The 16,387-nt window shown below is 40.8% G+C and carries 14 protein-coding genes; 6 read left to right on the top strand and 8 right to left on the bottom strand.

All coding sequences use genetic code 11. From position 1 onward, the window contains the following. The 4 genes from porD to VK664_RS27640 form a co-directional block, all read left to right on the top strand. Positions 1-717: type IX secretion system protein PorD (porD, locus tag VK664_RS27655; protein WP_461401971.1), on the top strand; the 717-nt coding region annotated here is incomplete at its 5' end. Positions 718-746: 29 nt separating this feature from the next. Next, the gene (locus VK664_RS27650; RefSeq protein WP_461401970.1) at positions 747-1,163 is read left to right on the top strand and encodes a DUF4296 domain-containing protein; all 417 of its coding nucleotides are present in this window, start codon (positions 747-749) and stop codon (positions 1,161-1,163) included. Positions 1,164-1,425: 262 nt separating this feature from the next. Further along, positions 1,426-2,127: a CoA transferase subunit A gene (locus VK664_RS27645; RefSeq protein WP_461401969.1), complete on the top strand. Its 702-nt coding sequence runs from the start codon at positions 1,426-1,428 to the stop codon at positions 2,125-2,127. A gap of 86 nt (positions 2,128-2,213) precedes the next feature. Next, positions 2,214-2,873, top strand: coding sequence for a 3-oxoacid CoA-transferase subunit B (locus VK664_RS27640; RefSeq protein WP_461401968.1), 660 nt, complete (start codon positions 2,214-2,216; stop codon positions 2,871-2,873). 132 nt (positions 2,874-3,005) lie between these two features. Here the strand turns inward: VK664_RS27640 and VK664_RS27635 are convergent, their stop codons facing one another. The 3 genes from VK664_RS27635 to VK664_RS27625 all read right to left on the bottom strand — a co-directional run bounded on the left by VK664_RS27635 (position 3,006) and on the right by VK664_RS27625 (position 5,797). Then, positions 3,006-3,662 carry a response regulator gene (locus VK664_RS27635; protein ID WP_461401967.1) on the bottom strand — a complete coding sequence of 219 codons (657 nt, stop codon included), beginning with the start codon at positions 3,660-3,662 and terminating at the stop codon, positions 3,006-3,008. 98 nt (positions 3,663-3,760) lie between these two features. Next, positions 3,761-4,597, bottom strand: coding sequence for a sensor histidine kinase (locus VK664_RS27630; RefSeq protein WP_461401966.1), 837 nt, complete (start codon positions 4,595-4,597; stop codon positions 3,761-3,763). A 798-nt stretch (positions 4,598-5,395) separates the two neighbouring features. After that, complete coding sequence (locus tag VK664_RS27625) at positions 5,396-5,797, bottom strand: hypothetical protein (protein ID WP_461401965.1); 402 nt, start codon at positions 5,795-5,797, stop codon at positions 5,396-5,398. Positions 5,798-6,244: 447 nt separating this feature from the next. On the opposite strand from VK664_RS27625, the gene VK664_RS27620 reads away from it, so the two are divergent. Beyond that, positions 6,245-6,904, top strand: a complete 660-nt coding sequence (locus tag VK664_RS27620; RefSeq protein ID WP_458926583.1) for a response regulator — start codon at positions 6,245-6,247, stop codon at positions 6,902-6,904. 2 nt (positions 6,905-6,906) lie between these two features. Here the strand turns inward: VK664_RS27620 and VK664_RS27615 are convergent, their stop codons facing one another. The 3 genes from VK664_RS27615 to VK664_RS27605 are packed head-to-tail and all read right to left on the bottom strand — an operon-like array spanning position 6,907 to position 9,042. Continuing rightward, a complete protein-coding gene (locus VK664_RS27615; protein WP_461401964.1) occupies positions 6,907-7,569 on the bottom strand; it encodes a response regulator transcription factor in 663 nt (220 codons plus the stop codon). Beyond that, complete coding sequence (locus VK664_RS27610) at positions 7,559-8,368, bottom strand: sensor histidine kinase (RefSeq protein WP_461401963.1); 810 nt, start codon at positions 8,366-8,368, stop codon at positions 7,559-7,561. The genes VK664_RS27615 and VK664_RS27610 overlap by 11 nt, the downstream gene beginning before the upstream one ends. Then, complete coding sequence (locus VK664_RS27605; RefSeq protein WP_461401962.1) at positions 8,332-9,042, bottom strand: hypothetical protein; 711 nt, start codon at positions 9,040-9,042, stop codon at positions 8,332-8,334. Before VK664_RS27605 ends, VK664_RS27610 begins: the two co-directional genes overlap by 37 nt. Positions 9,043-9,227: 185 nt before the next feature. Here VK664_RS27605 and VK664_RS27600 point away from each other — a divergent pair, with 185 nt between their 5' ends. Further along, complete coding sequence (locus VK664_RS27600; protein WP_461401961.1) at positions 9,228-9,971, top strand: hypothetical protein; 744 nt, start codon at positions 9,228-9,230, stop codon at positions 9,969-9,971. A 260-nt stretch (positions 9,972-10,231) separates the two neighbouring features. On the opposite strand, the gene VK664_RS27595 is transcribed toward VK664_RS27600, so the two are convergent. Both VK664_RS27595 and VK664_RS27590 read right to left on the bottom strand, forming a co-directional pair. Beyond that, positions 10,232-11,941, bottom strand: coding sequence for a hypothetical protein (locus VK664_RS27595; protein WP_461401960.1), 1,710 nt, complete (start codon positions 11,939-11,941; stop codon positions 10,232-10,234). A gap of 181 nt (positions 11,942-12,122) precedes the next feature. Beyond that, complete coding sequence (locus tag VK664_RS27590) at positions 12,123-16,217, bottom strand: hypothetical protein (RefSeq protein ID WP_461401959.1); 4,095 nt, start codon at positions 16,215-16,217, stop codon at positions 12,123-12,125. Positions 16,218-16,387 lie beyond the last annotated feature (170 nt).

Raw genomic sequence — 16,387 nt, 5'->3', positions numbered from 1 at the left:
AAGATCGTTTGTAATTTCCTGATCAATGTAACCGAGGCGATGGGTGGGAATGTTTATAAAGCAACTATTACAGTGCAGGCCGCGAGACCGGTTTACAATACAACTTATGAAACTCCGCTGATCAATTTCCAGGATGAGTCTTTTACATTTAAATACGTCGAATACCAGCCGATAGAGTTCAATGAAAACCGGGTGACCGGTTCCGATCCCCTGGCTTCAAATCTCAGTGCGACCCTAGCTTATTATGCATATGTGATCCTGGGTCTCGATTTCAATTCTTTTTCGCTGCGGGGTGGTGATCCATTTTTCCAAAAGGCGCAGATTATTGTAAACAATGCTCCCGAAGGCCGCGACATCTCAGGCTGGAAAGCGTTTGATGGTTTACGTAACCGGTATTGGCTGATAGAAAACCTGACAAATAACCGTTATGCAATTGTGCATGATGCGTTTTATAGTTATTACCGGCTCGGGATGGACCTGCTTTATGAAAACGAAGCTGCAGGAAGAACGGGAATTTTGAACACTATCGGGCAGTTTAATACAATGAACAACGACATTCCGAATACCATGATTGTCCAGTTCTTTTTCCAGGGAAAAGCAACCGAGCTGATACGTATTTTTAAAAAAGGTACACCGGAAGAAAAACAAAAGGCCCAGGAGATGCTGGTAAAACTGGATATATCAAATTCAAACCGGTACAGGCAGGAGTTAAGATAAAATGCCCATAAAAAAATAATAAAGAACGGATGAAGTTTACGGGTCTTATAATGATATTTTGTTTGTTCATTGCCTGCAGGGATAAATCAAAGACTCCGTCTGATGTTCTACCGAAAGACAAGATGGAAAAGGTGTTATGGGATATGATGCTTGCAGACAGGTTTGCTGCTCAGTTTATAACGAAAGACAGCGCAAAGAAAAATATAACCGAAGAAACCTTTAAAGTATATGCCGAGGTTTTTTCGATGAACAACATCAGCCGGGAAGAATTTGTAAAAAGCTATAAGTTTTATATGACCCGCCCCGACCTTAGCAAGGTTATTATGGATACCATTCTGCAAAGAGCGAATCGTCTTAAAGAGGAAAGTTACAAGCCGCGAATGGCTAATCCGCCTGATTCGCTTCCCAAGCCTAAGGACTCAGTTCGTAAGGATAGTCTGAAATAAGATAGTCTGAAATAATTGGAGGCCTTCACACCATGCGGTCTAACATACGAGTCTATCATTTCTTGCGCCTTTATACCCTAAACATCTTACAATATTTAACCACTTTCAATATCTCAACCTCATTCAATATTCCAATCGGTTTATTGGTGATAAACCTATTACCTCATTCTGACCTTTCCCAATAGTTTCGATGGTAATTGATAACTTCACCAGGTCATCGATCTTCATTTATTATGGAGTGATCTTCATTTAATACGGAGTTATGAATAAAGTTTTTTCCAATGCAAATACTGCAATAGAAGATATAAGAGACGGATCTGTCCTTATGCTTGGGGGGTTTGGATTATGCGGCATACCTGAAAATACAATTGCAGCCCTGGTTCAAAAGAAAGTAACCGGGCTCACCTGTATTTCAAACAATGCGGGTGTGGATGAATTTGGACTGGGCATGTTGCTGAAGACGCGCCAGGTAAAAAAGATGATCAGCTCTTATGTTGGGGAGAATGCTGAATTTGAAAGACAGCTTTTGAACAATGAATTGGAAGTGGAACTGGTTCCGCAGGGCACTCTGGCAACTCGTATACAGATGGCCGGTATGGGGATACCCGCATTTTTTACTCCTGCAGGATATGGCACCGAGGTAGCTGAAGGTAAAGAGGTAAGAAAGTTTGGAGACAAGATGTACCTGATGGAACTTGCCTTGCATGCCGATTTTAGCATCGTGAAAGCCTGGAAAGGGGACCGCTTCGGCAACCTGGTTTTCAGAAAAACGACCCGCAATTTTTCAACTTCGATGGCTCGTGCCGGTAATATTACCATTGCAGAAGTTGAGCACCTGGTGGAACCGGGCGAACTCGATCCTGATCATATTCATGTGCCGGGCATTTATGTACATCGCATTTTTGCAGGTTCAGGTTATGAGAAAAGAATAGAGAAAAAGACCGTTAAGATTGCCCATGGTTAAAGATTAAAACATTTAATCTGATATTTTGAAATCGTTGTTTAGAACCACATACAGCCCTTTAGAGGATCTATAATTTATACCAGCCTATGTCACTCGATAAATACTCGATCGCTAAAAGAATCGCCCTTGAATTGCAGGACGGCATGTATGTGAACCTGGGTATTGGTATTCCAACTCTTGTTGCCAATTATATACCTGCCGGAATTTTTATCACCATTCAATCCGAGAATGGAATGTTGGGGATGGGCCCCTATCCAACAGAAGAAGAGATAGATGCTGACCTGATCAATGCCGGGAAAGAAACGGTTACAGTATTACCTGGCGGTTCTTTTTTTGACAGTGCCGAGAGCTTTGGTATGATCCGCGCAGGCAAGGTTGACCTTACTGTGCTGGGGGCAATGGAAGTTTCTGAAAACGGTGATATTGCAAACTGGAAGATTCCCGGCAAAATGGTGAAGGGGATGGGTGGCGCAATGGACCTGGTAGCCAGTGCTAAAAACATCATTGTGGCCATGATGCATACAAATCCAAAAGGCGAATCAAAGTTGTTGCCGGCCTGTAGCTTACCGCTAACTGGTGTTCATTGTGTGAAACGTATTGTCTCTGACCTGGCAGTGCTTGATGTTTTACCTGGAGGTGGATTCCGGTTGATTGAAAGAGCGCCGGGTGTTTCGGTTGAAGAAATCAAATCAAAAACTGCCGGCCGGTTGGTTATAAATGGTGATATACCTGAAATGAAGTTTTAGTTGTTCAGTCATCTGAAATGAAGTTTAAGACCTGTTCAGCCATACATATATATACACCGGGGGTATCCGCAAGCACCCGCTAATTTTCGCCTTTACCTGCTAATTTTCGTGTGTACCCGCTAATATATTGAGCTAGTCTATGAGATTGTTTTTGACTGCATAAAACACGAGACCTGCGGTATTTTTTGCTCCGAATCTTTCCATTAACCTGTCTTTGATGGCTTCTACTGTCCTGGGGCTGACATCGAGCTTCTGCGCAATTTCATGCGCCGTAAACTCCATGCAGATATATTTTATTACATCTCTTTCCCTTTCACTCAGTGTTACTTCGCTGGTGAGTGTAGGTACCACTTTCTGTCTCGAGTGCGAGTTCTTAAGCAGGATCCTGTTTACAAAGTTATTGAGATAATAACCCTTGGTCATTACTTCCATGATGGCCGTTCTTATTTCCGAAGGATCCGCACTTTTAAGCAGGTAACCATTGGCACCTATTTCCATCATGTGGCTAACGAATCTTTCGTCTTCGTACATGGTGAGGGCAATGATGTGAATTTTGGGAAATTGTTTGGCTACCACCTTGGTAGTTTCGATGCCATCTTTTTGAGGCATCCGGAGGTCCATCAGGATCACTTCGGGAAGTTCTTCGGCGGCGGGCAGGTTATTCAGCAATTCCTGGCCATTTTCGGCTTCGAGAACAAATTTGATATTGGTGTATGGGCGTAATGAAAGAATTACTCCTTTGCGGAATATTTTGTGATCATCAGCTATAGCGACTTTTATGGGGCCCATAAGATATTAACGATATTGGCTGATTAAAAGTACATCAAAAAAACTCCCCTTGTCTGGCCGCATGATAATCTTCATGTTACCTAAGTGGAAACACGTAATCACGTACGTGACAGTTCCTCTTCTGTTTTTGGTATTTCAATAGTCACTTTATAATAGGTCTGGGACATATCCTTTTCAAAAAAGATCTGGCCATGTACCAGTTTAAGGCGGCTTTGGATATTCTTCAAACCAAGGCCCACATTGCTTTTGTTGAGCTTTTCAAAATCTGCCTGGGTAATTCCGCGGCCGTCGTGGTGCATCCTTATATAGAGGTTGTTGCCGTTGAGGTTTTGGGTCAGGTGAATAAAGCTGGAGTTGCTGTGTTTGAGAATATTGTTGATCAGCTCCTGGATAACCCGGAATATGATTAGTTCCTGGTCGGCGTGCAGGCGTTCCCGGTAGTCGTGAAAACGGCAGCTGGCATTCATGCTGCCAGAACCGCTGATTTTCTGGAACAAGTCGTTTACTGCTGATTCGAGTCCGAAATTCTTCAATGTCGGTGGCATCAGGCTATGCGAGATGTTCCTGATCAATTGTATAGTATCGTCTATGATCTGTTTGGCATTATAAATACTTTGAAGCTGGGATTGCTTATCCAGGTTAACGAGGTTTTCGTTCAGGTATAACCTGGCAGTAGCCAGCAATGGTCCGGCATCATCGTGGAGATCTGCTGCTATCCTTTGTCTTTCTTCTTCCTGGAGCCTTATGGAGGCATTCAACAGCATTTTTTGCTGTTCCTGCTCCATTAACTGGAGTTTACTCTGGTACCTGATTACCTTTCTCTGGTGAAAAATGATAAACACAATCAGCCCAATCGTAAGCGCCAGCATACCGACAGTACCAAAAAAGAGTACAGTAGAAATATTGTTGTCGGTAGGAATTTCGAGAAAAATCATTTGATCGTGGCCGTAGTTAGGGTTTATATGAGGGTGTAGTTCTGAATATTAGCTCATTTTTACGATTATCGCCACTATTTGTAGGCGTTTCGTCCTTAATAACGAACGCAATGGCAAAAATGATATTTTTTAGGATGTTAGAAACTAGATTTATGTCCCAATAACTTTGAATAATTTGAAATGGAGTGATTGAAGACTGTAGAAATAGGAAAAAGCTTAAAGAGGTATAAACCATAATGCTGAAAACAATCCAAAAGCGATTTGATTTATAAATAGGGGCCGAAACAACCATTGTGAGTTGCTCGTAAAAGTAAAAAATACAAAATATTAATAAAAGAATAGCTTCTATCGACGCGGGCATAGAGTCAAAGGAGAGCTGTTTTAGCGAATTGAAATAAGTTAGAATACAAAACAAAATAAAGCCTGTTGCGCAGATTGTTATGATTCTTCTCCGAAGCCTTGATGTGTTTAGTCGCCGAAGTATCCATGCTAAAATAGAAAATTCCACCACTGTAAACAGACTTATCAAGAAATGATACAGTTTAAGTAAAGAAGGTCTTTCAGATACTACAAAATAGAGAATATTATCATTTGCAGACGAATACACTATATAAAAAAATAATACCCTTAGAACAATATCTTGTTTTCTTTTACAAAAAAAAAGATACGATACTAAGGGTATTGTTACTGAGGCTAAAGTAATATATTCTAATGTAGCAGCTATTATTGTCTGATTTAGAATCAAATATATAAAACTGCTATAACTTTATTCAGATATTTAAATTTGTTAGTTGACAATTAATCCACTGTCCAAATAAAACTGTCAGCATCTTCAGCAATACCTTCTCTTACAGGACCACCTGGTACTCTGATTCGATCTGCAACTATACCTTTCTTTTGAACAAAAGATCCGTCAGCAGCAACCAATGATATCTCTGTAATTGTTTTGCCTGATCCATCTAAACCTACATATACTAAAGTCTTTTCACCTTTCTCATTATAGGCGTTGTAGAATTTTAGGCCGTGGCATCCTGGTTGGGCAAGAATTTGATCGATAATGTCTCTACCAACTTCATAAGCGAAAACGTCATTAGGATTAGATATTTGGTAACTTGAGACCATTTCATTACCTAATTCAAGTCCGATTTCTTCGCCAATCGACGCGATGGCGGGTTTTTCGAGTGTAAGATTTTTCATCATAATGTAAGTTTTTTGAGGTTTATTTTAACTGCGTGAAAGAACTGCAAAAAAAAAATCTGGCCAACAGGTGCTCCCTTAGTTAAAAACAAGTAATTTGCCTGAAATCCAATACAGTAAAGGGTTAGAGTAGAATAAACAGGTAAAAATTCGATAAAAATATACGTAACTTTACATTTTGGAGACCGTATTTTTACTATCATATTTCTGTAAATATCCCGCGTAAACCTACATGCTTACTTATATTTGGGATGATCTGTATCAATTAATTATAAAAAATCACCTGGATACAGTTTATTTTAACAATATTTTTTAGCGTTTTACTTTTTTATTGTTAGAATGTATATCTTGTCATAAGTGCTTAGTTGTCAATGAGAAACTGGAATTCATCATCAACCTTTAGATTGTACAACTTAAAACCATAATCCATTAAAAATTGCCAAACCTAACATGAGTTCTGAATTAGTAATCAAGGTGTCCATCGCTGATGATCACAAAATCTTCCGTGATGGTATCAAGATGGCATTAAAAGGTAAAGACTATCTTAAGATACTCTGGGAGGCTGAAGATGGACGTGACTTGATGCATAAGATGCTTCTTAAGAAGCCTGATGTATTATTGATGGATATTAGAATGCCAGAAGTAGATGGAGTTAATGCGATAGGAATGTTGCGGAAGGAATATGATGATGTGAAAATCATTGTGTTGACTATGTATGACGATCAGGAGATGATAACGAAAATGATGGAGATGGGTGCAAATGCATATTTAACTAAGACTTCAGATCCCGAAGAAATCTATCAAGCGATACTAACTTGTATGAACGATGATTTTTATTTCAATGAGTTGGTGAATAAAGCCGTGCTTTCGAAATTGCAAACTAAAAGGCAGGTTCGCCAGTTTTATCCCAATCCTGTAAAATTTTCTGACAAAGAAATCAGAATACTAAAACTTCTTGCAGAAGATAAGACTACAGAAGAAATATCTAAAGAAGTATTTTTGAGTCCTAGAACTGTAGAAACGATTAGGCAAAACATGAAATCTAAAGTTGGCGCCAAAACGATCGCTGGTCTTATAATGTATGGGATGAGGAATAAACTTATAGACTAAACTTAGAAGGTTGCTACCCCATGCTTCATAGCATACATTACTAGCCCAACGCGGCTTTTTACATCTAACTTTGTGAAAAGATTGTCTCTTAAATTATCTACAGCGCGGGGGTTCAACTTCATTATTTGGGCGATCTCTTTATATGTCATTTCCGAGGCACAAGATTTCAAAAAGTTGATCTCAACCTCACTTAAAACTGCTTTTTGCATTGCAGATGACTCCTTTCCCTTCCTAAATAAATTAACCAATTTTCCTGTTGCGTTGTGCGAATAATAATAACCTTCTTCTGCCACAGACTTGATTGCAAATTTCAGTTCCGATGGGTGAACATCTTTTTTGAGGAACCCCTTCACTCCGACCTGAAGAAGTCGAATTAGAGCTAAATCGGAGTCATACATAGTGAGCATTAACACTTCAATTTCCGGATAGTTTTCTTTTAGCCATTTAGCTGTATCGTAGCCGTTTTTATCAGGCATATTCAAGTCTAAGATAGCGACTTTCGGGATTTGGCCATTTTTTATGGCCTCGATTAACTCATTGCCATTACTCGCTTGTATGATGACTCTACAATCACCAAAATCATTAATTAATCCTGCCAATGCGTTTCTCAAAAGAACATGATCATCGGCTAAAGCAACTGTTATTATAGCGGAATTATTTATCATTGACAATCGGTTTTATGGGGATGTTAATGCAAATCGTAGTTCCTATTTTTTCTTTACTTTCAATCGTTACTTTTCCGGAAATTAATTCCGCACGTTTTCTTATATTTTTTATACCAGCCCGGCTTTTCTTATGTGACGTTACCTTAGTGACATCAAATCCAATTCCATCATCTATAATAGAGAAAACAAATTCGTCGACATTATAAGATAGCGAAATTAGCACCTTCTTTGCGGCTGCGTGCTTTAATATATTATTCAGCGATTCCTGGAAGATTCTAAAGAGCAGTATTTCAATTTTCGAATCAATAAAGTATGGTTCACCGCTGATGCGATATTCTACTTTATGAGATAGCAGTTTTTTTAGTCGCAAAATTTCATGTTCAATTGATGGCAAAAATCCTTGATTCATTATCACCTCTGCATTGAAGCTTTTGGACAAGTCACTCAAATCATTAATAGCTTTTGTCAAAAGTTCTTTAGTATTTGAAAGAAGGTTTTCAAGTTTCTTTGTGTCTGAACCTTCAATAGAATTGAGGTTCAGTTTCGCTAAAGTCAATGACAGACCTATATTATCGTGAATCTCCTGTGAAATGTTAAGCAAGGTATTTTCCTGAATTTCAAGTTGAGCTGTCAACAAATTCTTTTCATACTCAAGCTTTAATTGGTCGATATTGTTGAAGAATAGAATTTGTCGTTTTTGATATTGGAAGTAAATAGATATTATGAACGTTGTCAGTATTACCATTAACAATATCGAAAAAATCACAACGGTGATAATGTTTCTTGTTTGGTCTTGCATAATAACGCTTTTATAAAGAAAAGATTCAAACAACCTGAAACTAACAGACTTATCGATTGTATGGTTTCGAAAAAATATAGTTCTGCTGCACTAATAAATTGCAAGATTAAAAAGCTTGGAACTGAACAAACCAGATAAAATAATGTTCCTGTTGCAATCCAAAAATCTTTTTCTTTAGTAAGAGTTCGCGTTGGCGGTTGAGAAAAAAGTTCATAAAAATATACAAGACAAATAGAAATAAGGTAAAATATTTCCAATACTGACAAAGTATAAAAGTCTTTGGTAAGTTCGGCGGTACGTGTCCAATAAATTATGCAAATAATAGGGAAAAGGATGACAAAGCATTTAATAACGGTTCTTGCTTTTGGCGATCTAACCATATTGAAAAATAAGATGTTGAAGATTAAAAACTCAACTATCATAAAAATGTTGCCTGACAGAGCGTCAATGGAATGATCACCATTAACATGGCCCCAATACGCAAGGCTCATTGATAGAAATCCCTGGAATAGGAGAGCCAATAAATATAGAACGATAAGCAGGGTAGTTCGTGAATTGTCTCCTTTTCTCCATTTGACAATACCAACTAATAGGGCAATTAATGCCAGTGTTAGCATGATAACGGCAAATAACCAATATATTCTTAGAAGATTTTCTATGCCTGGCGGATACATAATTATTTCGATATTGATTAAATCAAATCTATCACTTACCTAATATACAATCATCGTGGAATTACCGCAACTGTTGAAGAAAAAAACGGTAGGCTTTTGTTGAGAACCAACGCATTGATGAAAAAGAATTCGTAATTATACGTATTTACCCGCCTTTGTTCGGTATTATTGCAGAAACTGAACCGATGGTAATTACGAAGCATTTTTTATCGGAAAAACTAGGACTTGATTTTGAAATTGCACAGTTTTTTGCCGATCGTAAAGTGCCTGCAAACAACTTATATTGGAAGGGCAGATTTTTATATCTTTCATTTGGTACCGGGTTCTTGTTCATCCCCATAATAATGGACGCCCTTTATAAATCGGGCGTTGATAAAAAACTGGTCATCGACCCGGAAAGAATTTCCAGGATGGAGCAATCCTTTGATATCGTAATGCAATATGAAAGAAAAAGGATCCCCTTTGACGATTATATAAAGGGAATGTCCGAAGTTTTCCTGCCACATGTTGTTAACCAGGAGCTGTTTGATGACCTCCTCAGTTATTTTAAATCTGAGCCAACTCATACATATTCATTAGGCACTTCAGTAGCAGCGCTGGACCGGGCTGATGCCTTCCTGTTTACCTGCACTGATTTGCCCATCGATCATGAACTGATGAATACTATACTTCGCAGATGGTACTATCTGGCGGTTGCACATCTTATGCTTGATGATTTTGTTGATCTTGATGAGGATCGGGAGAAAGGAGAGGAGAATGCACTGATTGACCTTGGAGATAATAAAATCGCATTAGAAAAATGCCAGGCTATGATCGAACAAAATATTGAAGGCTTGAAAGAAACAAATGAAAAGGTGGCTGTATTTTTTCAAAAGATCTATGATAAGGCAATAAATGATGAGCCGGTCCAGGCGCTGAAGTCGAGATAAGCATCTAAATATTATCGTTAGCCTTTTCCATCAAAACACCAGTTAATAAACTGCGGAGCTACATTTGAATATTGGTCCATACTTTTACCATTGATTTTAGGTGGATGATTTTAGGTGGACGGATAGTAAACCATTTCCAGTTCAAGTCTGCATTAAATAAAATAAAAAATTCACTAAGATTAAGCTTCCTGGATTTTTCAGTAAGCTTCATCCGGGTGCCCTCTCATGAAGAGCGCCGGATAAAGCTGATGATTTTTTTATTATGATTCTGCTTTATAGGTAAAATGACAAACCAGGTCGGAAAAACCGGAGAACTGAGCATCCTGGAAAGTGAATGCATTACCGCCGGGAAATACAAACTGTTGTGGAAAGGTAAAAGGGATTTCCGAAAATGTTTTGGCTGCTAAATTCTGAACATAACTATCCGTTGAATCCCAGTCATTTTCAAAAGGCAGGTTTACGTCGGTAGATATATCAGTGCTTGTACTGAGAGCTGAATTTTTCACGAATACAATATTACCATGGTCATCAACCTGTACATTAAATACATCAGTAAAGCTTTTATTGACCGGGGAGCCGGAGTATACTTTCGCCTTGCCGGTAGTTGGATCGGTTAAAGTAGTACTGATTTGGATATGGAACGATTGCTGCAGGGTGAGCCTGTTCACGGGGGCCGTGCTGCCATCACCAAGATAAACCTGCAAATCAAAAAAACAAGTTACATTCATTGTTGCGGCAGGGATAACCTGTACCACCGGTAAAGTAAAGATCTTATCATAAAAATAAAGAAATAACTGGTCAGGTTCTCCATCGGCCATCGAATTGGGGTTATATGCCGAAAAAACATTTGAAGGAGGCGTGCCCAGGGTAAAAACCAGGTCACCATAGGTTTCAGGGGTCTGATCAATATAAGGTGCCCAGCAATTTTGTTGTACATAACCGTTCAACTGGCTGATAAGATAATTTGCAAAAGCATCGCGTTTAACGGAGATAGCGCCATCATATTTGTTTACATCAGCATTTGTATCCATGTCAGGGTTATGACTGCTGCCGTTGTCTTCAAGCCAGTTCCAGTTTAGCTGGGCCGATGGGTTTAGTTTATCGCTGTTATTTGCAAAAAGATAACTCAGGGTGGCCAGGTCCTGCTGGTCCTCTGTCGGGTTTGAAATAAGATTGCCCTTGCTGTCAACAAATGCATTTATATACCAGTCCATTTTAGTCGGAGCAAGAGAAGCAGTATTTGATGTTGTTAAAGCATAATTTAATGCACCGCTTTGAGCAGTGTAGGTACTGAAATAAGCATTTGCAAATTGCTGCATCAATGGTTTAAAAACTGAACAGCTACTGCTTAGCCCTGCCACCGTGGTGGTTGGAGCTACCACAGCGCTATCAAGGTCGAAAAGTAATTGTTGCACATTTACATCTGTACCACCAAGTGTATCTACGGCTGCCTGTACTCTCGGTGGAAGATTGCTGTTATCCAGCACATTTTTCAGGTTGATATCTGCACTGATATTGAATTCCCTGGCAGTTGTTTGTTTTATACTGATCCAGGATTGATTGTCTGGGTTCCAGAAAGCTACCTGCAATGTCCGGCATAAAAGATCATACTGTACAGTGTCAGTGCCGGGGCTCAGGGTAATATAATTGATGTTTAAAGCATTAGCCGGGTTACCGATAATGAAACTGAAGGCAAAATAAAATACGGTGGTTGATAGTGTTTTTTGCTGGGCGGATGTTAAGGTTGCACTCAGCGGATCGATGTTGTTTGTAAGTTTTAACAAGCTTGCCTTGTCAATAGCCTGCGGGTTGCCCGAACTGTCTTTTATAAAATAATAAGTTACCAGCGAAAATGTTGTTGCATCTTCATACCAGGTTTCTATCGCATTGTTTAATGCTTTCTGCGTAACAGCCACTACAGTATCGTAACTATACTTTGTTTGTATCAGGTTAGAATTTTGAATACTCATAAAATTTGTTTTATTTTTTTATTGAAAATATTTTGTGTTTTATATCTGTGTTTACAGCCTTTTTATTTAGGGAAGATTAAGCAGTGCCGCATCAACGGCACTGCTTAATTTTATTATCGCTGCAGAATTATCCCATGCGCCAACATTTGACAATGGCGTAAACAGGCTATTTTGTTTAAGATTATTCCCAGGTACTTGCAAGCGACATTGAACCATACCCCAGGTTCATAACTACCTGCACACCCATAGCTATCTCTTTGAAAGGACTTGGCGCGAAGGATGGGAACGGGGCAATCACTCCACCGAAGTTAAACATGCAATTGCCGGTACACTGCAGCACATTGGATTTATAACTGCCATAAGGGTCAGCCCAGTTATGATTCTTTGCTTCCACAAAGGCAACTATCACAGGTGCATACCAAATCAGATTGAGCGCCGCATCCACGAATGGCGAAATGTCGGTCCAGGTTTTCCCGGTAGATGACCCATCATCCTTGGTGAAAGGTTTGCGCCATCCCGGTTTAGCTTCCACATCTTCTCCCATAGCAGGAACCTCAGCTGGTGGTCCGGGCGGAACATCTATTGGATCATCATCTTCACCCGCACCAAGGCCCCCGGCAAGCGCTTTTTTCGGAGCTGCGGTGACGGCCGCTGCGGCCGCCGGGTTCATTGATCTGTACTCAGATACACAATAGATATCTATCCCGGCTTTCAAAAACGCGGTAGCGGCCATTCCGACGTTGAAATAATTATACCAAAACTTTCCCGGGTTTCCGGCTGAAGTAATGGCTGCAATAATATCCGGTCCGATATAAGGTAAATAAAAGGCTGTATAGGCACTCGCCAACCAATAGTTATCTGATTTCAACGTTTTCGCCACGCCAAAAATACTTACACCTATAGATCCCGCCAATGCACAGGCATTCCCGATTAATGTCCAGTGCGCTTTTACACCACCGACAAATTTTTCCCAGTCGTCTGAAGCGGTTGATCCCAGTGATATTGCTGATGCAGACACGTTGGACGCTGATGCAGACACGGCGGGCAACTGTATATTGGCAGCGGCACTGATAAAATCGTTGAAGTTTGTAGCACTGATGAGCGCAGTTGTGGAGGAATTATCAGGGAAAGGTGCCTGCATGTTGTTGGCAATTTTATAAATAATGTTCACGGGAATTGCAGTAACAAGGCATGCCAGGTCAAGAATAGTCAGCTCATCGCCAATAAAGGTTTTATATAAGCTCGACAATACGGGAATATAAATAGGAGCCCCCAGTGTGGTTTCTATCAGGTCAGTTAACAGTTGCCCCGCTGCCGTAAGCAACGTATCGGTAACGTTGACCGAAGATTCAATAACAGTATCTGCCACTACTGCTACTATTTGTTTGATTGTTGTTTCAAGAGGCTGTGATGTAATATTGGAAATAATTTCTTTGATCTGATCAATCGCCTGGATAATAATATCCGCTTCCACCACAACGGCGGTAAAGAAATCTTCCAGCAGGTCGCCAATCTCCCCGACGGCTGAAGAGGAGGTGCCACTTGAAGCATTATTGCCGGACTGCGTATGTCCCCAGTTTGATGATGGTGAATTTTGTCCCTTCGACTGATCGACATTAGCATTCTGACTTGAATAACTGTCCGTAGGAAAGGTGCTATCGGGAAGACCGGCCCAGCTATTTATATTGGCAACTGCCTGCTCAGCCGCATAGTTTAACTGGTCCTGGATAGTACTGATATTATTAATACAGTTGTTGGCATAGGTCGTAAACATTTGTTTCAAAACCTGGTGGGTGCGTTTGATATCGCCCCAGGCAAACAGGCTACCTATCCAGCTGATTAATTTCTTGAAGGCAGATTCAATTGCATTCAAAGCAGTATGAACAGCGTTGGCAATATCATTCGCACATTTTATTACAAAATGATAAACTTCGCCGGCAATAGTCACCACGCAGTGAAGTCCCACCGCGTCCAGGGTAATAACAATAACGGACTCCAGTTCGTTGATTGCGCTTTTCAGCCATTTCCAGATGTGTCCCGCTGTGCTCTCGAACCAGCTACTGCTGCCCACGAGGTTCCCGTTGCTTAGCTGCAACGCGAGTGTTCCATCTGCATTTACAACAAGCCCCATTTCCTTCATGGCTTCATGTCCCTGGTAATGTTTGCCATTTTCACCGAAGGTGGTTCCCCAGATTTTATCTGTCGCTGTATTAAAGCGCAGGTGTTTCGCCTGGCGTGCGGGTTTAGCAAACTTTTTTGTTCTTTGTATCCTTCCGTGACGGGATATCGTCGCAGCCGACAACGCTCCAACTTGAACCGATTGTAATGCTGCAATTGCAGTGGCAGGATCGGGCCATGTTCCCTGGTCGGCAGTGAGGCCATCTGCATTCACATCAGATTTGTGCTGACCGAAAGCATAAATGCTCTGCGAGGTCTTTAGCTGGTCAGTGGCAGAACTGCTGCCTGCCAGGTTTGTTGGATTACCCTGTTCATCCGGAACCGTTCCGCCACAATGGTTATTGTCTCCATCAGGAACCTGCTTTGCAAGATTGGCGTTTATAACCGTAAGCGGGTTTAGTGCTTCGGTTGTCCATTGCTGATAGGTCGGTGATGCAGTGTCGGGATCCTGGACAGCAACATAATATGAGATACCACCTATGGAATCAACCGGCTGCATAATATTGATGATACCCAATACATCGGCCGTTGCCTTGTAAGGTGAATCAAATTCAAGCGTCGTATAAACATTGTTTACATAAACACTGGTCGGACTGGATGACCAGATATATGCCGTAATACCTGGCTGCGAAATATTGTTGTTGTCTGTAACAGTGATATGTGTTGTATATGATTCGGTTTCATGCATCTCCAGGTAAGTGTTAGGCACAGTTAATATGAATCTTTGCTGCCATGCACCAGTTACCGGGTCCTGGAACAACTGCACCAGGCTACCACCTGCGGGAGCGGGATAATCATTTGTCGACCTGCCAGTGTCGTCACCAAGGTGAGCGAAGAGCACACTGCAACTGCCATAAGCATTACCATTTTCGCTATCTAAAGAGCTATCCAGGCTATAGTTGTTATTTACATATGCCGATGAATTTTCAACATTCAGCAACAGCGGGATCGGAACGCTCCACGCAGTACCGTTTACGCCCGCTGCTGCGCCATCTGTTTCGTGCCCTGCAACACCTTCCATAATAAATAACTGTGATGTACCTGAACCATCCGTGCTCAGGCTTTGTCCCCAGATAACGATATTATCGTTCCAGTTTTTTACCTGCATGGTCTGGATGTTTTTGAAAAGGTCGTGCGAGTAAATGGGCTGTGGTGTTGGGTTTGTGGTTTCTGTATCAATCTGGTCAGCATTTGCTAAGAAATAAAGCGTGCCATTGGATGCAAAGAAGAGATCGGTATAGGGTGCTGCTGCAGCCGGGGACGACAACCCCATGGCCATATATTCGCTGTTGTAACCCGCTGGTAAATTGAAGATGGTTGACTCAGCATGTTCTTCAGGATGCAGGTAGTTACAGGTTGGTGTATAAAACAATTGTCCCTGGCTATTTACTGTTCCCAGCACATAAACGCCACCCACATTAAATGCCGGCCCGTTCGGTCCATCCTTGGGACCGCAGCCAATAAATGAAGTAACCTTACCCGGTACCAGTGTTGCCTGTAAATTATGCGGCAACCAGGCATAACCATGCTGCTTTGTTGTATCGATGTAAAACCGGGAAAGTGTTTGTGAAGCGTTCACGAGGTCAACGATAATATATTGCATACCGTTTCCATCATTACTGTCAACGATCTGCACTTCATTTACCGGCATTGCCTGGTAGGTGCTGAGTGTATCACCGGGATAGTCAAATTTAAACTGGCTGGTTTCATCAAACAACGGGGCGTTGCTTGTCCAGTTATCAAACGTATTATCAAACCCGGTAACAAGATGCAGATAATCAATGCCACCTACAGTTACCACCAGTGCGATATCCACTGAATTGGTATAGGTAAGGTCCTGTGCAATATCAAAAGTTTTGGCAACTACAGGAGCGCCACCATAACAGGAAGCGGAAAGAGAGGAACTCAGGTCCACTCTTACCCAGCCATGCGTATCACCCGGGACCTCCCGGGTGCAAAACAAAATATTATCCAGGCCAATTGAGAATAAAAGAGATCGGCCTTCTACTGTTTGCAAGGCTTCAAATTGTTTGTCAGGAACTGTTACAAGGGAACCTTTCTGGTTGTACATCAGTTCTGTTTCATTAGTGATTTTCATTTTTAAGTTTTTTAAATGTGGCTTGAAGTTTTTCAAGCCACGGTGAATGATTTTGTTATTATGATTTTAAATTTGTTACCATGATTTTAAACAAGAGACATGCTTTTCTGAGTACCCATAGTTTTACTTTGGGAAAGGGAATTTGATTCGGCCTTATAGGTAAAATGGCA

The organism is Flavitalea sp. (assembly GCF_035489435.1).
GTDB lineage: Bacteria > Bacteroidota > Bacteroidia > Chitinophagales > Chitinophagaceae > DATHKG01.
The sequence above is the reverse complement of the archived record's forward strand: the minus strand, read 5'-3'. Positions and strand labels throughout refer to the sequence as shown.